At 61.5% G+C, this 19,159-nt stretch carries 17 protein-coding genes; 15 read left to right on the plus strand and 2 right to left on the minus strand.

Annotation, left to right across the window (positions count from 1 at the left end; genetic code table 11):
* Window positions 1–69: 69 nt before the first annotated feature.
* The 3 genes from ACQ4MS_RS13325 (at window position 70) to ACQ4MS_RS13335 (ending at window position 3,489) form a co-directional block, all read left to right on the plus strand.
* Complete coding sequence (locus ACQ4MS_RS13325; protein WP_431095092.1) at window positions 70–1,077, plus strand: porin; 1,008 nt, start codon at window positions 70–72, stop codon at window positions 1,075–1,077.
* A 152-nt stretch (window positions 1,078–1,229) separates the two neighbouring features.
* The gene (locus ACQ4MS_RS13330) at window positions 1,230–2,117 is read left to right on the plus strand and encodes a DUF3047 domain-containing protein (RefSeq protein WP_431095093.1); all 888 of its coding nucleotides are present in this window, start codon (window positions 1,230–1,232) and stop codon (window positions 2,115–2,117) included.
* 34 nt (window positions 2,118–2,151) lie between these two features.
* Window positions 2,152–3,489, plus strand: a complete 1,338-nt coding sequence (locus tag ACQ4MS_RS13335; RefSeq protein ID WP_431095094.1) for a M20 aminoacylase family protein — start codon at window positions 2,152–2,154, stop codon at window positions 3,487–3,489.
* Window positions 3,490–3,627: 138 nt separating this feature from the next.
* Here the strand turns inward: ACQ4MS_RS13335 and ACQ4MS_RS13340 are convergent, their stop codons facing one another.
* Together ACQ4MS_RS13340 and zwf are read right to left on the minus strand one after the other, a co-directional pair.
* Window positions 3,628–4,473 (minus strand): MurR/RpiR family transcriptional regulator, encoded by an 846-nt coding sequence (locus ACQ4MS_RS13340; protein WP_431095095.1) that lies wholly within the window; start codon window positions 4,471–4,473, stop codon window positions 3,628–3,630.
* Between the two features lie 138 nt (window positions 4,474–4,611).
* Window positions 4,612–6,093 (minus strand): glucose-6-phosphate dehydrogenase, encoded by a 1,482-nt coding sequence (zwf, locus tag ACQ4MS_RS13345; protein WP_431095097.1) that lies wholly within the window; start codon window positions 6,091–6,093, stop codon window positions 4,612–4,614.
* A 139-nt stretch (window positions 6,094–6,232) separates the two neighbouring features.
* On the opposite strand from zwf, the gene tal reads away from it, so the two are divergent.
* From tal to ACQ4MS_RS13405, 12 genes are all read left to right on the plus strand, one after another.
* Entirely contained in the window at window positions 6,233–7,180 is a 948-nt protein-coding gene (gene tal, locus ACQ4MS_RS13350; protein WP_431095098.1) for a transaldolase, read from the plus strand.
* A 20-nt stretch (window positions 7,181–7,200) separates the two neighbouring features.
* A complete protein-coding gene (pgi, locus tag ACQ4MS_RS13355; protein WP_431095099.1) occupies window positions 7,201–8,778 on the plus strand; it encodes a glucose-6-phosphate isomerase in 1,578 nt (525 codons plus the stop codon).
* 90 nt (window positions 8,779–8,868) lie between these two features.
* Complete coding sequence (locus tag ACQ4MS_RS13360) at window positions 8,869–9,729, plus strand: DUF3047 domain-containing protein (protein ID WP_431095100.1); 861 nt, start codon at window positions 8,869–8,871, stop codon at window positions 9,727–9,729.
* 276 nt (window positions 9,730–10,005) lie between these two features.
* Window positions 10,006–11,313 (plus strand): ABC transporter substrate-binding protein, encoded by a 1,308-nt coding sequence (locus ACQ4MS_RS13365; RefSeq protein WP_431095101.1) that lies wholly within the window; start codon window positions 10,006–10,008, stop codon window positions 11,311–11,313.
* A 39-nt stretch (window positions 11,314–11,352) separates the two neighbouring features.
* On the plus strand, window positions 11,353–12,210 hold the full coding sequence (locus ACQ4MS_RS13370) for a carbohydrate ABC transporter permease (protein ID WP_431095102.1): 858 nt from the start codon (window positions 11,353–11,355) through the stop codon (window positions 12,208–12,210).
* A gap of 10 nt (window positions 12,211–12,220) precedes the next feature.
* On the plus strand, window positions 12,221–13,045 hold the full coding sequence (locus ACQ4MS_RS13375; RefSeq protein ID WP_431095103.1) for a carbohydrate ABC transporter permease: 825 nt from the start codon (window positions 12,221–12,223) through the stop codon (window positions 13,043–13,045).
* Window positions 13,046–13,058: 13 nt separating this feature from the next.
* Window positions 13,059–14,096: an ABC transporter ATP-binding protein gene (locus tag ACQ4MS_RS13380; RefSeq protein ID WP_431095104.1), complete on the plus strand. Its 1,038-nt coding sequence runs from the start codon at window positions 13,059–13,061 to the stop codon at window positions 14,094–14,096.
* Window positions 14,097–14,182: 86 nt separating this feature from the next.
* Window positions 14,183–15,583: a D-arabinitol 4-dehydrogenase gene (gene dalD / locus ACQ4MS_RS13385; RefSeq protein WP_431099590.1), complete on the plus strand. Its 1,401-nt coding sequence runs from the start codon at window positions 14,183–14,185 to the stop codon at window positions 15,581–15,583.
* Window positions 15,580–16,368: an L-iditol 2-dehydrogenase gene (locus ACQ4MS_RS13390; RefSeq protein WP_431095105.1), complete on the plus strand. Its 789-nt coding sequence runs from the start codon at window positions 15,580–15,582 to the stop codon at window positions 16,366–16,368. The genes dalD and ACQ4MS_RS13390 overlap by 4 nt, the downstream gene beginning before the upstream one ends.
* A 19-nt stretch (window positions 16,369–16,387) precedes the next feature.
* Window positions 16,388–17,059, plus strand: a complete 672-nt coding sequence (locus tag ACQ4MS_RS13395) for a transaldolase family protein (RefSeq protein ID WP_431095106.1) — start codon at window positions 16,388–16,390, stop codon at window positions 17,057–17,059.
* Between the two features lie 14 nt (window positions 17,060–17,073).
* Complete coding sequence (locus tag ACQ4MS_RS13400; protein ID WP_431095107.1) at window positions 17,074–18,042, plus strand: carbohydrate kinase family protein; 969 nt, start codon at window positions 17,074–17,076, stop codon at window positions 18,040–18,042.
* 11 nt (window positions 18,043–18,053) lie between these two features.
* A complete protein-coding gene (locus ACQ4MS_RS13405; protein ID WP_431095108.1) occupies window positions 18,054–19,001 on the plus strand; it encodes an AraC family transcriptional regulator in 948 nt (315 codons plus the stop codon).
* Window positions 19,002–19,159 lie beyond the last annotated feature (158 nt).

The raw sequence follows: 19,159 nt of genomic DNA on the forward strand, positions 1-19,159 counted from the left end.
ACCGCAAAGACGCAAGTCCGAAGTGGTCCCCGTGCCGGAGCCCTATGTTTAACCTTGGAGAAATTCTCAATGAAAAAGACCCTTATCGCTTTGGCAGCACTCGGCGCGATGGCCGGTGCAGCTCACGCTCAATCGACCGTGACCCTGTACGGTGTTGCTGACGCTCACTTCGGCCAAAAGAGCACCACCACCAACGTGGCTGGCGTTGGCACCAAGCTGAGCCAAACTGTTATCGATAGCGGCGGCCACAATGGCAGCCGTTGGGGCCTGAAGGGCGCTGAAGACCTCGGCGGCGGCCTGAAAGCCATTTTCCAACTGGAAAGCGGTTTCACCATTGACAACGGCAACGTTGCCAACGGCGCTACCATGTTTGGTCGTCAGGCATTTGTCGGTCTGTCCGGCGGTTTCGGTTCTGTGACCATGGGTCGTCAGTACACCGCTTATGACGCACTGCGCGGCGCAACCAACAACACCAACGATTCATCCTTCGCCACGACCGGCACGGTCTGGGGCACGGGCCTGGCTGATTACGCTGGCCGTACGAACAACTCTATTGCTTACACCTCGCCAAGCTTTGGCGGCTTCAGCGGTGCAGTGGTTCTCGGTCTCGGTGAAGACAAGACGGCTGCAGCTTCCGCAAGCCGTAACACCAGCTTGAACCTGATGTACGCAAACGGTCCTATCCTGGCTGGCTATGCATACCAGCAAGAAAAGGCTGTTGGCGGTGCCAATTCGAACAAGTACCACCTGTTCGCCGGTTCGTATGACTTCGGCGTTGTCAAGTTGGTCGGTGCCTATAACCGCGCCAAAGACAACACGATCAAGGACAAGGAATACCAACTGGGCCTGAGCGCTCCGTTCGGTGCTTTCACCGTGTACGGCGGCTACACCCGCGCCAAGACGACAGTTGCTGCTACGTCTAGCACGGCTAGCGGCTACAGCTTGATGGGTACTTACGACCTGTCCAAGCGTACCCGTCTGTACACTGCTTACAACAACACCAAGAACAACGGCGCTGCCGTGGCTGGTGTGTACAAGACCAGCGCTCTGGTTGCTGGCGTCAAGCACTCGTTCTAATTTGAAGCTGGCTTACGCCAGCTTTGGATAGGAATGTAAAAGCCGTTTCGGGTTGCCCCGGAACGGCTTTTTTACATTCAAGAGTCAATGAAGTTTCAGGGCATGAGGGTGCTAACGCAGTGTCATGCGCTTCCAGCTGACCATCCACGCTTGTGCGGCGGAAAAAATACAACCATGGTTTGAAGATGTCCTGTTTTTGTTCATTGATACTGCGGCGTTTGTTAGTGACCATGGGTGTCAGCGTATTAGGTGCCTGTAGCCAGATTGCCATAGCGCCAGACGAGGGCGAGATGGCGAAGGTGAGCCGGGGTATCGAATGGAATGCGGTTTCTTCATCGTCGACAGACGCGCGTTCCGCAACATGGCAGCACCGCACATTTCCAGGCAAGCAGGAAACACAATACCGCGCAGGCTGGCAGGACGGGCGCCATGTTGTTCAGGGCGATTCACGTGGCGCAGCCAGCATGTTGCGCAGAACGCTGCGCGTAGAGCCGGGGGCACTGTCCAAGCTGCGCTTTTCCTGGAAAGTGCCCGCACTGATTGAAGGAGCCGACCTGACGCAGCGTCATGCCGACGATTCTCCAGTCCGCATCGTGCTGGCTTTTGACGGCGACCGTTCGACGTTTTCCGCGAAGAATGCCATGTTGTCGGAGCTTGCGCTGGCATTGACAGGAGAACCCCTGCCTTATGCGACGCTGATGTATGTGTGGGGCACGCACAGCACACCTGAAAGCGTGATCATCAATACCCGAACCGACCGCATCCGCAAGCTGGTCATTGAGTCTGGCTCTGGCCGGCTTGGCCGCTGGCTCGACTATGAGCGCGATATTCGCGCCGACTATGAAAAGGCTTTCGGCGAAGCGCCCGGTGCGCTGGTTGGTGTTGCCATCATGACCGACAGCGACAACACCCGGCAAAAAACCAAGGCATGGTACGGCCCTGTCACTTTAATGGGAAAACCTGCAAGCCCCTCAATGGCCGCTGTGCCCTTGATTGTTTCGCAAACCCCTGAATTTGCACCGGTGTCCCTTCAAGACTAGTATTTAAACCTGCTGAACTCGAGACCTCACTGATATGCGTGCTCCGGCCACACTTCCAGGTGCTTCATCCATTCAACCTGCCGGGGTGGCAGACAACGCAAATACTGGTCGGCCGGCACTCTTGCGTGCCACTGGCCGTGCTTTTGCACAGATCGTGCAATACCATCCCGAGCTGACTGCCTTTCGGCGTGACCTGCATGCCCATCCTGAACTTGGCTTTGAAGAGGTTTACACCTCCAGCAGGGTAGTCCACGCGCTCAAGCTGTGCGGCGTTGACGAGGTGCACACCGGTGTCGGCAAAACAGGTGTGGTGGCTGTTATCAAGGGTCAACAAATGACCAAGGCCTCCGGGAAATCCGGAGCGAGGCCAATGGTTGGTTTGCGCGCCGACATGGATGCGTTGCCCATGACCGAGCACAACGAATTTGGCTGGAAATCTTCCAAGGCGGGGTTGATGCACGGCTGCGGCCATGATGGGCACACCACCATGCTGGTAGGCGCCGCCCGTTACCTGGCTGAGACGCGCAATTTTGCCGGCGATGCCGTGCTGGTGTTCCAGCCCGCAGAAGAGGGACGCGGCGGGGCCGATGCGATGATCAAGGACGGTTTGTTCGAGCGGTTTCCCGTGCAGGCGATTTACGCCATGCACAATTGGCCCGCCATGCAGCCGGGCACCATCGGCATCAATCCCGGCCCCATGATGGCTGCAGCCGACCGTATCACCATCGAAGTCACCGGCAAAGGCGGCCACGGCGCGCATGCCTATCTCACCGTGGATCCGGTGCTGGTGGCCGCTCACATCATTACGGCGGTGCAGGGGATTGTGTCGCGCAACGTAAAGGCCATGGACAACGCCGTGATCAGCATTTGCGCCGTCCGGGCGGGTGACCTGGGTGCCATGAGCGTGGTGCCCGAGGGCGCCACGTTGGTGGGCACTGTGCGTACCTTTAAACCAGAAGTGCAAGACCTGGTCGAGCGGAGGCTCAAGGAATTGTGCGCCGCGGTAGCGCAAGGCTTTGGCGCCACCGCCACCGTCAAGTACGAACGCATCTATCCGGCGACCATCAACTCACCGGCTGAATACGCACTGGCCACTGGCGTTGCCGAGCAACTCGTGGGCGTGGAGAACGTTGTGCGCAATCTGGAACCCAGCATGGGCTCGGAGGATTTTTCCTTCATGCTCAGGGTCAAGCCCGGCGCTTACCTCCGCTTGGGCCAGGGTGAGCAGTTGCCCGATGGCAAGGGAGGCACCGTCGGCGGCGTGGGCAGCCGTTTTCTGCACAACAGCTGCTATGACTTCAATGACAGCGTGCTGCCCCTGGGTTCGGCGCTGTTTGCAGGGATTGTGGAGCGTTCGCTGCCACTGGCCTGAGGGCCCTTACTGAATCAAGTGCTATCAATAAGATAGCTGTTTGCGCCCATCTTTATTGGACTCGGGGCCTTTTTCTCTCAAAATCTGAAAAGCAACAAAAACCGACGTCCGATGCGCGCCCTGGCATCCGCGCATGCCTCAGGCATAGCGCTTGTTGCGCAGGTTGTTTTTCATCTCCTTGAGCAGCGGCTGCAGCTTGCTTCCAATGCGCAGCGCCACGCAGGTTGCCAGGATGTCGATGATCATCAGGTGCATCAGGCGCGACACCATAGGGCTGTAGCGGTCATAGCCTTCCGGATGGTCGGCCGTGAGGTGGATGTTGCCGGCTGCGGCCAGCGGTGAACCGGTGACGGTGATCACGATCGTGGTGGCGCCGTTTTTTCGGGCGATGTCGCAGGCATCCATCAGGTCGCGCGTGCGGCCGGAATTGGAAATCACCACCACGCAGTCCCCCGGCCCGAGCAGCGACGCGCTCATAACCTGCATATGGCCGTCGCTGTAGGCGATGCTGGTGATGCCCAGGCGGAAGAATTTGTGCTGCGCATCCTGCGCCACGATGCCAGAGTTGCCGACACCGAAAAACTCGATGCGTTTACCGCTGTTATAGGTGGCCAGCAACGCGTCGGCAGCCCTTTCAACCGCTACCGAACTCGCGTCATTGCGGTACTTCAGGAATGCCGCCACCGTGTTGTCGATGACCTTGACCATCACGTCACCGGTCTTGTCGTCCGCGTCCACGCTGCGATGGATGAACGGCACGCCCTCACTCACGCTGCCTGCCAGCTTGAGCTTGAAGTCCGACAGCCCGTCGTAGCCCATGCTGCGGCAAAAGCGCACCACGGTGGGTTTGCTCACATGGGATCGGCTCGCCAGCTCGGTGATCGGCAGATTGGCAAACGCCCGCGGATCGCCCAGCACGAGCCGGCCGACGCGTTGCTCGGCAGGCGCTAGCGATGGCAGCGAAGCCTTGATTCGATCAAGCACGAGGCATGTCTCCAGTGGCGCGAAGTGTTTCCCCAAGCCAGCAGGGGCCGCGGGACTGGCTTTGCCAGACCGCAGGCGCAGCGGCCCCCCCGGGGGGCAGGGAGTTACACGAAGTGAACGACCGTGGGGGCCACATACTTAACATTCCTCACTCCAGCAATAGCCGTCGCGGGCGATCATTGCGCTGGCAGCACTCGGTCCCCACGTGCCGGCGGCATAAGCCCGCGGCGCGTTGGCCTGGGTGCTCCAGCTGTCCAGGATGGGCTCTACCCAGCGCCAGGCTTCCTCCTGTTCATCGCTGCGCACAAAAAGATTCAGCCGTCCGTCAATGACATCCAGCAGCAGGCGTTCATAAGCGCCCACACGTTCGGAGCCAAAGCGTTTGTCGAAGTCCAGGTCCAGTTGCACTGGCGCCAACGACGGCGTGCCCCGCCCCTGGCTGGTGCCTGAGCGCTGGTCGGCGCCCTGTGCCAGCAGGTGCAGCTCAAGGCCATCCTTGGGCTGCAGGTTGATCACCAGCCGGTTCGCCACATTGGAGCCTGCCAGCGTTGACTTGAAAATCGCATGCGGTGCCGGCCGGAAGTTGACCTCGATGTGCGCGTCGCGGCCAGCCAGGCGTTTGCCGGTACGGATGTAGAACGGCACACCGGCCCAGCGCCAGTTGGCGATTTCTGTGCGCAGAGCCACAAAGGTTTCGGTCCTGCTGTCGGGCGGCACACCTTTTTCGTCGCGGTAACCGGGCACGGCCTCGCCGTCGATGCTGCCGGCCGCGTACTGGCCGCGCACCACGTGCTGGCTCAGTGTTTCAGGCGTCCAGGCCTTCAGCGACCGTAATACCTTGAGCTTTTCGTCGCGGATGGCATCGGCGTGCGAGTTGATGGGCGGCTCCATGCCGATGGCACACAGCAGTTGCAGCGCGTGGTTCTGCACCATGTCGCGCAGTGCGCCCGTGCTGTCGTAGAAAGCGCCGCGTTTTTCCACGCCCAGGTCTTCGGCGATGGTGATCTGGATGTTGGCGATCGTTTCGCGGCGCCACAGAGGTTCAAACAGGGAATTGCCGAAGCGCAGCGCAAAGAGGTTCTGCACCGAGGGCTTGCCCAGGTAGTGGTCAATGCGAAAAATCTGCTGCTCGCTCAAAACGCTACGCACTGTCTTGTTGATCGCGCGGTTGGAGGCCAGGTCATGGCCCAGCGGTTTTTCCAGCACCACGCGCGTTTGCGGGCCGTTGAGGCCGGCTGCGGCGATCTGTTCGCATACCGTGGTGAACAGGCTGGGCGCTGTCGCCACATACATCACCACCACGTCGGCGGGCCGTTGCTGCAGTTTGGCGGCCAGCGCGGCGTAGTCGGCCGGGTTGGACAGGTCCATGCGCAGGTAGCCGAGCAGAGCGGCGAAGCGCGAGAACTCTTCCTCGCTCGGGCGCTTGGCCAGCTCGACATTGTCAAAGCGGGATTTGATGAGTGCGCGGTATTGGTCGTCCGACAAATCGTCGCGTGCCACGCCGACGATGCGTCCTCCCTCCGGCAATGAGCCGTGGCGAAAGGCCTGGAACAGGGCCGGCATGATTTTGCGCCACACCAGGTCGCCGGTGCCGCCAAAGAGGATGAGGTCAAAACTCATGGTAAAAAAGTGTCTTGGTAATTAAGTTTCATATTCTATGGGCATAATGGTAACTCGACCCCAGGCCCGGGAGATGCAGGCATCCAGGCGCCCTCAAGGTGTTTCATCCAGACAACTCCCCCTTTTTTTTGAACCAGCCATGACCCAACTTGACGCCCTGAAACAGCTCACCACCGTGGTTGCCGACACTGGCGACTTCAAGCAACTAGGGCAGTTCAAGCCGCAGGACGCCACCACCAACCCGTCGCTCATCCTCAAGGCGGTGCAAAAACCCGACTATCAACCCCTGTTGAAAGACATCGTAGGCCGCTTCAAAGGCCGGCCCCTGGACGAGGTCATGGACCGCTTGCTGGTGCGTTTCGGCTGCGAAATCCTGTCCATCATCCCTGGCCGCGTTTCAACCGAAGTCGATGCCCGGCTGAGCTTTGACGCCAACGCCACCTATACACGCGGCGAACGCATCGTCGAGCTCTACCAGGCCGAAGGCATCCACATCGACCGCGTGTTGATCAAGGTCGCTGCCACGTGGGAAGGCATTCAGGCGGCCGAAAAGCTTGAGTTGCGCGGCATTCACACCAACCTTACCCTGCTGTTTTCGTTCGCCCAGGCAGTCGCCTGCGGGCAGGCCAAAGTGCAGCTGATTTCGCCATTCGTCGGCCGCATCTACGACTGGTACAAAAAATCTGCCGGCGCCGCCTGGGACGAAGCCGCCATGGCCGGCGCCAACGACCCCGGCGTGAAGTCCGTGCGCGAAATTTACAACCACTACAAGCACTTCGGCATTGCCACCGAGGTGATGGGGGCGAGCTTTCGAAACGTGGGGCAGATCACCGCGCTCGCCGGCTGTGATCTCCTGACCATCAGCCCGGAATTGCTGGCCCAGCTCGCCGCTACCGATGCAGCGCTGCCGCGCGCCCTGGATGCCAAAGCCGCAGCGGCGCTGGACTTGCCTGCGGTGAACTATGACGAAGCGGGATTCCGCTATGCGCTTAACGAAGACGCCATGGCGACCGAGAAGCTGGCTGAAGGGATACGCGCTTTTGCGGCTGATGCCGTGAAGCTTGAGCAACTGATGCTGGCTGCATAACCTTTCAGACAGGACACGTCATGACCCGACTGCGTTGCGATCAGACTTCCGCATGGCCTGCGCTTCAGGCCCTGTATGCCGCTTCCGGTAAAAACTTCGACTTGAAGGCGGCATTCGCTGCCGATCCGGATCGCTTCGCCACCTTCAGCCAGGGCGCGCCGCATGTTTTTGCGGACCTTTCCAAAAACCTGGTCGATGCCGGCAGCCAGACCTTGCTGTTTGAGCTTGCCCGCGAATGCAGGCTGGAGCAGCATCGCGACGCCATGTTCTCCGGCGAATCGGTCAACGGCACCGAAAAACGCGCCGTGATGCATTTTCTACTGCGAAATCCGCCTGTAGCCCAGGACGATGATGAATCGAGTGCTATTAAAAAGATAGCAACCGAGTTGACCCAGGTTCACGCCACACTGGACGCCATGCTGGCTTATGCCGAGCAGGTGCGCGCGGACACAGCCATCACGGACATCGTCAACATCGGGATAGGCGGCTCTGACCTGGGGCCTCAAATGGCGGTGCTGGCGCTCGGCGAATTCGCTACCACGGGCAAACGCATTCACTTTGTCTCCAATGTGGATGGGGACGAACTGGCCACCGTGCTCAAGGGCCTCAAGCCACAAAGCACGCTGTTCCTGATCGCTTCCAAGACCTTCACCACCACCGAGACCATGACCAACGCGCATTCGGCCCGGCGCTGGTTTGAGGCGCAGGGCGGACGTGACGTTGGCCGGCATTTCGCCGCGCTGACGACCAACGTCGCGGCAGCCAACGAATTTGGAATCAGCACCACCTTTGGTTTCTGGGATTGGGTGGGTGGGCGTTATTCGTTGTGGTCCGCCATCGGCTTGCCGCTGGCCATCGCCATTGGCGCAGCCGGCTTTCGCCAGTTGCTGGCCGGTGCACATGCCATGGATGAACACTTTCGCACCGCACCCCTGGAGCGTAACCTGCCGGTGCGCCTGGGCCTGCTCGATGTCTGGTACCGCAACTTTCACGGCTTTGCCAGCCGCAGCATCGCGCCTTACAGCAGCGCCCTGCGCCGGCTGCCGGCTTACCTGCAACAGCTGGAGATGGAAAGCAATGGCAAGCGTGTGGATGCGGATGGCAAGGCCTTGCCGTTTGAAACGTCGCCCGTTCTGTGGGGCGAACCCGGCACCAACGGCCAGCACGCCTATTTCCAGATGCTGCATCAGGGTACTTCGGTGGTGCCGGTCGAGTTTGTGGCCGTCAAAACAGCCGCGCACGCACCGCATGACCTGCCCGGGCATCACACCAAGTTGCTGGCCAACGCCCTGGCCCAGGCGCAGGCCCTCATGCAGGGCAAGGAAGACGGGGGCGGCCACAAACACTTCCCCGGCAACCGGCCCAGCACCTTTTTGCTGCTCGAGCGGCTCACACCTGCCAGCCTGGGCGCGCTGATCGCCCTGCAGGAGCACCGTGTGTTCGTCAGCGGGGCGATTTGGGGTATCAACAGTTTTGACCAGTGGGGGGTCGAGCTCGGCAAGGTGCTGGCCAAAGACATCGAGCCACGCCTGCGCAGCGGGGATCTGTCTGGCCTGGACGGCTCGACGGCCGGCCTGTTACGCAAGATTGCTGGCTGATTTCCCGAAAACTGTGCGTTTTTCCATTGCGGGCCCGCGCGCTTCCGTGGTCAACTTGCCGTTCCCCCGATTTTTCGATCGCTTCGCATCATGTTTTTTACCCGTCCGCTCTGTCGTGTTTCCCCCCGTTTCCGGATAGTCGCTGCAGCGCTGCTCACGCTGGCGCTGGCTGCCGGCTGTGCGACACGGCCAATGCCTGACGAGGACGGCGATGTCGATGAGCCGGTCAGCCGCGGCGGCACCCTGGGGCCGGCGGAAGGGGTGACTGGCACAGCGTGGGCCGAGATGTCGGCCCCGCCCAAGGCTGGCGAGCTCAAGCCAGACGACCTCAAGTGGGAAATTTTCCGCGTGCCAGGCAAGCAGCCGGCTAGCTACAGCTATGTGCGCCATGAAGGGCGGGACGCGGTGCTCGCCAAGGTCGAGGCGTCCGGCAGCATCCTGCGCCACCGTTACCGCATCGAGCCCGAAGAAATCGGCCTCGTGCGCTTTTCCTGGAACGTGCCCAACGCCCGAACGGGTGCCAACCTCACACTGCCGCAACTCGATGACGTGCCGGTGCGGGTGGTGCTCGCGTTCGAGGGCGACCGCTCCCGGCTGTCGATGAAAAATTCCCTGTTGTCGGAGCTGAGCCGGCTGCTCACCGGCGAGGAGATGCCGTTCGCCACGCTGGTTTATTCGTGGTCGCGGATCAACCGGCCCGGCGAAGTCGTCGTCAACGACCGAACCGACCGCATCCGCAAGATCGTCGTTGATTCAGGCGACCACGGCTACAACGAATGGCGCAGCTATGAGCGCGATATCCGTGCCGACTACCGCCAGGCTTTTGGCGAAGATCCCGGCGCCTTGCTTAGCTTCGCGGTCTTTACCGAAGGCGAAAAGAACGAGGGCCAGTTGCAGGCCTTCTACGGGCCACTTAAGCTGGTGCCGGCTTCGGCTGTCGCGCGCAAATAGCGCCGTGACCGGTCGGCGTGTCTACGTCGCCCGATCTGATTTCTCTGTCTGGTGGTGAAAACGACGCAGGCTGATGGCCTGGATCAGTAGAGCGCATCACATCGGCTTTGACAATTTGTTGCATCTAATAATGCGGCATTTAGGGAAATTACCACTCCTTCAATGCAACAAAGTATTGAGATGCCCTGATCCGGTATCAAACCCGCAAGGGCCCTTCTTCAAAATGCAGTCAGCGGCAAAGCGGCCGTTTCGACTGACATAACGAAGGAGACACCTATGAAACGTTTTATCCGGGCAGGCCTGGTGCTTGCACTCTCGGGCGTTGGCATGGCCCATGCCGTAACCGAACTCGTGGTGGCGACAGTCAACAACGGCCATATGATCGAAATGCAGAAGCTCACGCCGGTTTTCGAGAAGGCCCATCCCGACATCAAACTCAAGTGGGTCACGCTCGAAGAAGGCACCCTGCGCCAGCGCGTTACCACCGACATCGCTACCAAGGGCGGGCAGTTCGACGTGATGACCATCGGCCTCTACGAAGCGCCGATCTGGTCGAAGAAAGGCTGGCTGCAGCCCATTGCTACCGATACCGCCTATGACGTCGACGACCTGTTGCCCGCCATCCGCACCGGCCTGTCGCACGAAGGCAAGCTCTACGCCGCGCCGTTCTATGGCGAGAGCTCTATGCTCATGTACCGCAAGGACCTCGCCGACAAAGTCGGCTTCAAGATGCCCGAGCAGCCCACCTGGGCACAGGTGAAGGAGCTGGCTGGCAAGATCCATGACCCGAAAGCCGGTGTGTACGGCATGTGCCTGCGCGGCAAGCCGGGCTGGGGCGACAACATGGCTTTCCTGACCACACTGGTCAATACCCACGGCGGCCAGTGGTTCGACATGCAGTGGAAGCCGCAGATCGACACCAAGCCCTGGAAGGACGCGATCGGCTTCTACGTGGACCTGATGAAAGCCTACGGCCCGCCCGGCGCCTCGGCCAACAGCTTCAACGAGAACCTTGCACTCTTCAACGAAGGCAAGTGCGGCATGTGGGTGGACGCAACCATCGCCGCCTCATTCATCAGCGACCCGAAGCAGTCGAAGGTGGCCGACAAGGTGGCCTTTGCCCAGGCCCCTGTTGCCGTCACGCCCAAGGGCGCCAACTGGCTGTGGACCTGGAACTTGGCCATTCCGGCCAGCTCGACCAAGGGCGCGGCTGCCCAGACCTTCGTGAAGTGGGCTACCTCCAGGGAGTACATCAATCTGGTCGCCAAAGAACATGGTTGGGGGACGGTACCCACCGGCACGCGCAAGTCGACCTACGCAAACCCCGAGTTCCAGAAGGTTGCCAAGTTCGCCGCAGCCGAGAAGAAAGCCATCGACAGCGCCAACCTCGGCGACAGCACGCTGCCCAAGTCGCCCTACGTCGGCGTGCAGTACGCGGCCATTCCCGAGTTCCAGGCCATCGGCGTGGCGGTGGGGCAGCAGATGAGCGCAGCGCTGTCCGGCAAGGTCACGGTGGACCAGGCCCTGAAGACATCACAGACCGCCGCCGAGCGCGAGATGAAGAAGGCCGGGTATTACAAGTAAACCTTAGGGCTGCGCACACTTCGCCCCGGGACCCACAACATGAACCGCCTCTTGCCTCGCGCGCTCATGGCACCTGCAGTGCTCACGCTCTTCCTCTGGATGATCGTGCCGCTCGTGATGACCCTGTACTTCTCGTTCGTGAGCTACAACCTCATGCAGCCCGGCGACCATCCATTCGTGGGTATCGAGAATTTCCAGTACTTCATCACCGATCCGGACTTTTGGCCTGCGACCTGGAACACGCTGCTGCTCATCGGCAGCGTGATCGCCATCACGGTGGTGTTCGGCGTGCTGCTCGCGTTGCTGGTGAACGAGCCCTTCCCGGGGCGAGGCATCGTGCGTGTGCTGCTTATTTCACCGTTCTTTGTCATGCCCGCAGTGAACGCGCTGTTGTGGAAGCACATGATGATGAACCCGATCTACGGCGTGCTGGCCGACCTGTGGCGATTTTTTGGTGCGCAACCGGTCGATTGGCTCACCGATGTGCCGCTGCTGTCGGTCATCATCATGGTGGCCTGGCAGTGGTTGCCCTTCGCTTGCCTGATCTTCATTACCTCGCTGCAGTCGCTGGACCGCGAGCAGATGGAAGCGGCGCGTATGGATGGTGCAAGTTCGTTCCAGCGGTTCTTCTATCTCATCATTCCGCATCTCGGCCGGCCGATGGCGGTGGTGATCATGATCGAAATGATCTTTTTGCTCAGTGTGTTCGCCGAGATCGCCATCACCACCAATGGGGGCCCTGGCAACGAGAGCACCAATCTCACCTACATGATCTTCAAGCAGTCGCTGATGAATTTTGACGTGGGCGTGGCTTCGGCCGGTGCGTTGTTCGCGGTGGTAGTGGCCAACATTGTGGCGGTGTTCCTCATCCGGATCGTCGGCAAGAATCTCGACTGAAGGAACGACCATGCAACCAAGCAACTTCCTTCCGCAACTGCTGCGCACTGTGGGTGCGTGGGCTGTGGCGCTGCTGCTGTTCTTTCCGCTCGGCTGGCTGTTTCTTACCGCCTTCAAGACCGAGCTGCAGGCGATTCACGTGCCGCCACTCTTTATCTTCGAGCCCACGCTCGACAACTTCAGTGAAGTGCAGCGCCGTAGCGATTACTTGCTGTATGCGCGCAATTCGCTCATCACCAGCCTGGGTTCAACCATCATTGGCTTGTTGATCGCGGCGCCTGCCGCATACTCGATGGCCTTCTTCCGTACGAAGAGAACGCGCGACATCCTGATGTGGATGCTTTCCACCAAGATGATGCCGGCGGTGGGTGCGTTGGTGCCGATCTACGTTCTTGCGCAGACCGCGGGCCTGCTGGATTCGCTCACCGCGTTGACCATTGTGTTCACCCTGGCGAACCTGCCGATCATGGTGTGGATGCTCTACAGCGCCTACAAGGATATTCCAAACGAGATCCTGGAAGCTGCACGCATGGACGGTGCGAGTCTTTGGACCGAATTTCGCCATGTTGTGCTGCCGTTGTCGGTGGGCGGCCTTGCTTCGACCGGCCTGCTGTGCCTGGTGTTGAGCTGGAACGAAGCCTTCTGGGCGCTCAACCTCAGTTCGGCCAAGGCCGGCACGCTGGCGACATTGATCGCCTCGTATTCCAGCCCTGAAGGCCTGTTCTGGGCCAAATTGTCAGCCGCCTCGCTGATGGCGATAGCACCCATCGTCGTGTTCGGCTGGTTCAGCCAGAAACAGCTGGTGCAGGGCCTGACATTCGGTGCAGTGAAGTGAAAGGAATTGACCCATGGCTTATCTGGAACTCAAGAACATCGAGAAAAGTTTCGGGGAAACCCAAATCATCCGCGGTGTTGATCTTGAAATCAACAAGGGCGAGTTCATCGTCTTCGTCGGACCTTCGGGTTGCGGCAAATCGACACTGCTGCGCCTCATCGCGGGGCTGGAGCCCATCACCAAAGGCAACTTGCTGCTGGACGGCAAGGACATCACCTGGACGCCTTCGGGCAAGCGTGACCTGGCGATGGTGTTCCAGAGCTACGCGCTCTATCCGCACATGAGTGTGTACGACAACATGTCCTTTGCGCTCAAGCTTGCGGGCGTGCCGAAGGGCGAGATCCAGACCAAGGTCGAGTACGCAGCCAAAACGCTCAACCTCACCCAGTACCTTGACCGCACGCCGAAAGACCTGTCGGGTGGGCAGCGGCAGCGCGTGGCGATTGGCCGTGCCATTGTGCGTGCGCCCAAGGTGTTCCTGTTTGACGAGCCCTTGTCCAACCTTGATGCCGCGCTGCGCGGCAACACGCGCGTCGAAATCCACAAGCTGCATCGCGCGCTCGGCGCGACGACCATTTATGTCACGCACGACCAGGTCGAGGCCATGACGCTGGCCGACCGCGTGGTGGTACTCAGGGATGGACTGATCGAGCAGGTCGGCACGCCGCTCGAACTCTACGACCACCCGGCGAACCGGTTTGTCGCGCAGTTCATCGGCATGCCGTCGATGAACATGGTGGCGGCGAACTCGATTCCGAGCTTCTCGGCGGCCACCGGCGGGCGCCTGCCGAACGATGGCTTCCTGGGCGTCCGGCCGGAAGGTTTGCGCGTGCACCCGAAGCAGGCTGTTGCTTTGGGGGTGCGAGGTCGCGTGGAGCTGATTGAGGCACTCGGTGCCGACACCCTGATTCATGTCGATGTCGGCGGCGTACCGTTGATAGCGCGCCAGAACGAACGGACACCGCTGCATGCCGGGGACGACGTGGCGGTCGAGCTCGATTCCTCGGTGCTTCATCTGTTCAACCGTGAAGGCCGTGCGGTCTCGGCCTGATTTCTTCCTTTTTTCTTTCGGACATTCCCTTGACTCTCGCAACAGCGCTTCTTGTGCAAACGCCACTGGCGCCTTCGGAATTCACGGTGCTTCACCTTGGACTGGGTTCGTTTCATCGGGCCCACCAGGCCGTCTATCTTCAGCGGCTGATCGATGCGGGCGACATCCGTTGGTCCATCGTGGGCGCCAATATCCGGCCCGACATGGCCGAAGTTGTCGCGGCCTTGCAGGCACAGGGCGGGCGTTACACGCTGGAAACCGTATCGCCGGCCGGCAAGTACCGTTACGAACAGATTGAGGCCATCCGCGAAGTGCTCCGCTGGGAAGACTCGCTGGCTGCGGTGATCTCTCGCGGTGCGGCGCCGTCCACGCGCATCGTTTCATTCACCGTGACCGAGGCAGGCTACTACCTCGACACGAAAGGCAAGCTGGACTTGTCTTTCAATGACCTCGCGGCAGACCTTGAGCGTGCACGCCGTGGCGAGGCAGGAGGGGAGGGCGTGACCATTTATGGCGCCGTCTGCGCGATACTGCGTGCGCGCAAGGCGGCGCAGGCCGGCCCGGTGACCCTGCTCAACTGCGACAACCTGCGCCACAACGGCGACCGCTTTCGTGACGGGCTGCTCGAATTCATGGCGCACACGGGCGATGCCGATCTGCTTTCGTGGACCAACGCAAACACCTGCTGCCCGAACGCGATGGTCGATCGCATCACGCCTCGCCCGCCGCCCGAATTGCCTGCTCGCGTGAAGGCCGCCACAGGGCGTGATGATGCAGCGGCCGTCACCGCCGAGAGTTTCATTCAATGGGTGATCGAAGACAACTTCGCGGCCGGGCGCCCCGACTGGGGCAGCGTGGGCGTGGAACTGGTCGAGTTGGTGCAGCCCTACGAGGAGGCCAAGATCCGCATCCTCAATGCCACGCACAGTTGCATTGCCTGGGCGGGTACGTTACTGGGGCTGGATTTCATCCATGAAGGCACGCGCCATGCGGCGATCCGGAAAATAGCCTGGGACTACGTGACCGACGACGTGATCCCTTGCTTGAGTTCGCCTGAGGTCCCGAGCCCGATCGACCTCGCGGCCTACCGGGACGTGGTGATTGACCGTTTCGGAAACCCCTCGATCCGCGACACCAACCAGCGCGTGGCGGCAGACGGTTTTTCGAAGATCCCCGGCTTCATCGCGCCCACGGTGCGCGAACGGCTCGCCATGGGGCAACCGATCGACAGCGTAGCGATGCTGCCCGCGCTGTTTCTCGCCTTCCTGCAGCGCTGGCATCGCGGGACACTGCCTTATACCTACCAGGATCAGGGCATGGACGAGGCCGTGGCACACGCGATCTGTGACGCCGCCGATCCCGTACTCGCGCTGTGTTCGGATGCAGCGCTCTGGGGGGCCGTCGCGGGTGATGCAAGGCTGATCGACGCCGTGCGTAGCGCGAGCGGGCGCGTGGGAAATTTTGTGAATTCGGGAGCAGCGAGATGAGCGAACGTCTGAAAAACCGCCACGTGCTGTTGACCGGCGCCGGTGGCGGCATAGGCCTGGCGGTGACCGAAGCCTGCATTGCCGAAGGTGCGCGCTGCAGCGTGGTGGACCGTGCGGCAACGGCGCCCGAGGCGGTAGGCGCGCTGCAGCAGCGCCATCCCGGCCGCCTGGCCTACATTACGGCGGACGTCGCCCAGGCACAGGCGATTGCGCGCCTGCTGGAAGAGGCGCTGGCCGCTTTTGGCCCGGTGCATACCTTGTTCAACAACGCGGCCGTGTTCGACCTCGCGCCTTTGCTCGACAGCGACGAGGACTCTTTCGACAGGCTCTTTGCCGTCAATGTGAAGGGCATGTTTTTTGTCATGCAGGCCGTGCTTCGCCACATGGTCGAAGCCGGCACGCAGGGTGCGTCGGTCATCAACATGGCCTCACAAGCCGGGCGGCGCGGCGAGGCGCTGGTATCGCACTATTGCGCCACCAAGGCCGCGGTCATCAGCTACACCCAGAGCGCCGCGCTGGCTATGGCGCCGCATGGCATCCGTGTCAATGGCATTGCCCCCGGTGTGGTCGACACGCCGATGTGGGACCATGTCGACAGCCTGTTCGCCAAGGCTGAAGGGCTGCCGCCCGGAGAAAAGAAACGCCGTGTGGGCCTTGAAGTGCCACTCGGCCGCATGGGTGTACCGGCCGACATCGCGGGAGCGGTGCTATTTCTTGCCAGCGACGAAGCGCGCTACATCACGGCGCAGACTCTGAACGTCGATGGTGGCAGCGTCATGAGCTGATTTTCCGGGATTGAGCGCAATGAATGGCGGCTTCCATCTGTACCTCGACAGCGCCGACCTGGCCGAGTTGCAGGCGTGCCTGCCGCATCCGGTGGTGCATGGCGTGACCACCAATCCCGCGTTGCTGCAGCGAGCGGGCGTCGGGCGCACCGCGGTGCCCGGCCTCTTGGCACGCTGTATCGAACTGGGTGCGCGGCAGGTGCAGGCGCAGGTGTATTCGAGCGAAGTCGACTGCATGCTTGAAGACGCGCAGGATCTTCTGCCGCACTTCGATCGGGGCCAGCTGGTCGTGAAAATTCCCGCCACGCGCCAAGGCTTCGATGCTGGCGCGCGGCTTATTGCGCAAGGTGTACCGGTCACGTGGACGGCCGTCTACGCGCCTGAACAGGCGCACTTTGCTGCCCAACTGGGTGCGTCTTATGCGGCACCCTACCTGGGCCGGCTCGAGGATTCTGGTGTCGACGGGCTGGCACTGATCGCGCAAATGCAGGCGTTGGTCGTACAGCGGCCTTCGTCGGGCACCCGCCTGCTGGTGGCGAGCATCCGCTCCCGCGAGGCGTACCTTTCCTTGCTGGGGTTGGGTGTGGGCGCCATCACGATTCCACCGCGCCTCTTTGCCGAATTGCTTGACCATCCCGCCACGCTGGCCGCCGAGCGCGGATTCCTGGCCGACGCCAGCACCTTGCCTTGACCGGGAATTCCACCATGCGCATTGCACTCACAGGCGAGGCCCTGATCGATTTCACTGCCGGCGAGGCAGGCTCGCTGGCGTTCCTGGGCCACGAGGGCGGCTCGCCGCTCAACACGGCTGTCGCCTGCGCGCGCCTCGGGCAGCCCACCGGCTTCCTCACGCAGCTGTCGACCGACCTGTTCGGCGAGCGCCTGATGCGTTTTCTCGAACGCAACGGCATAGACACCCGTTTCATCCTGCGCAGCCATGCGCCGTCGACCCTGGCCTTCGTCGAGCGCACGCCACAAACCAATCGCTATGCCTTTTATACGCGCGGCAGCGCCGACGCGACCTGGGCGCCTGAGCCGCTGCCGCAGTTGCCGGCGGAATGCCGCTTTCTGCATTTCGGCTCGATCGCGCTCCTGCAGGAACCCGCTGCCACGCGCATCACCGAGTTGGTCGTAGCAAATGCCGGGCGCTGCGTGATCGTGTTCGATCCCAACGTACGACCCAGCCTGATATCCGATATGGCGGCCTACCGAGCACGGGCCATGAACTGGTTTTCAATGGCCGACCTGGTCAAACTCAGCGACGAAGACGCCGAGCTGCTGGCGCCCGGCAGGCCTGCCGGTGCACTGGCCGCGGATTGCCTGCAAGCCGGTGCGCGCGCGGTGATCGTCACGCGCGGTGCTGAAGGTGCCATGCTCTGGCGTGCCGGGCATGGGCCGTTGACCGTGGCCGCGCCGCGTGTCAAGGTGGTCGACACCATCGGTGCGGGTGACACTTTTACGGCCGGGCTCTCTGTTTCACTGCTCGCGCATGGCGTTGAACACCCGGCCCAGCTCGGTGAACTGGGCGAAGGCGCCTGGCGCGAAGTGATGCGCTTCGCTGCCACGGCCGCTGCACTGAACTGCACCCGCGAAGGTGCCGATCCACCCACGCTGGAGGCCGTTCACGCCGCGCTCGTGCAGGAGGACAATGAGGCCCTTGCTGCCCGGTCCTGATCCATGCCGCCATGACAACGTCCACATCCAAGCGCTCGATACCCCGTCAGCGCCAGCCCGAGCTGGAGCGGGACATTGCGCGCTCGCCCCTGCTGGGCTACGAGGCCCCTGAAACCGGCCTTGTGCGCTGCCTTGCACACGGCTTCCCGAGCCCGCTGGTACGCTGGCATTTTCATGAAGAGTATGAACTGCACCTGATCACGGAGACCTCGGGCAAGGCGTTTGTCGGCGACTGGATCGGACCGTTCCAGCCCGGTCATCTGGTGTTGTGCGGCCCGCGCCTGCCGCACAACTGGATTTCGCTGGACGTGCCCGAAGGCGGCGCCGCGGGACGCGACCGGGTGATCCAGTTCCATCATGAACCCATCGAGCGCGCGGCAACCGGGATTCCTGAATTGCGCGAGGTGATGCAATTGCTCGAACGGGCGCGCCACGGCATTGAATTTTTCGGCATGTCGCAGCAGGCGCAGATGCACTGGGACAACATCAAGGCCGCGCGCGGCGTGCGCCGCCTCGGCCACTTTTTTGAGTTCATGGCCGACCTGGCGCAATGGACAGACTACCGGCTGCTGTCGAGCGTGCAGATGCAAGGCACGCAAGGAGCCGATGGTGACGCGCAGGTCGACCAGATCAACGGCATTGTTAACCGCATCACCGCCAACATGGCGGAGCCGATCTCGATGTCGGTCGTGGCAGCCGAACTCGGTATGAGCGAGAGCCGCTTCAGCCGCTTCTTCCAGCGCTCCACCGGCAACAGTTTCACCGACTTCGTCAACCGCGTGCGCATCAACAGCGCCTGCCACCTGCTGATGCAGACCGACCACAACATCACCGACATCTGCTACCAGGTCGGCTTCAACAATGTCGCAAACTTCAACCGGCGTTTCCTGGAGATAAAGGGCATGACGCCCACCGAGTTCAGGCGCCAGGCCGACGGCCGTTTCGGCCGGCCGACCTGATTTCCGATTCGCCCCCATTTCCTTTCTGCTCCCGGAGGTCGCGGTACGCAAGGTTTGGGTCTGGTACCTGACGTTGCGTCAGTTGTTTGATATGGCGATTTCGCCGGGCCTGCTGCTAACGGCAGCAGGCTTGCAGCCGGGCATCCCGGCGAGAGTGT

The sequence above is a fragment of the Polaromonas aquatica genome (genome assembly GCF_050626995.1).
In the GTDB taxonomy this organism is placed as follows: domain Bacteria; phylum Pseudomonadota; class Gammaproteobacteria; order Burkholderiales; family Burkholderiaceae_C; genus Polaromonas; species Polaromonas aquatica_A.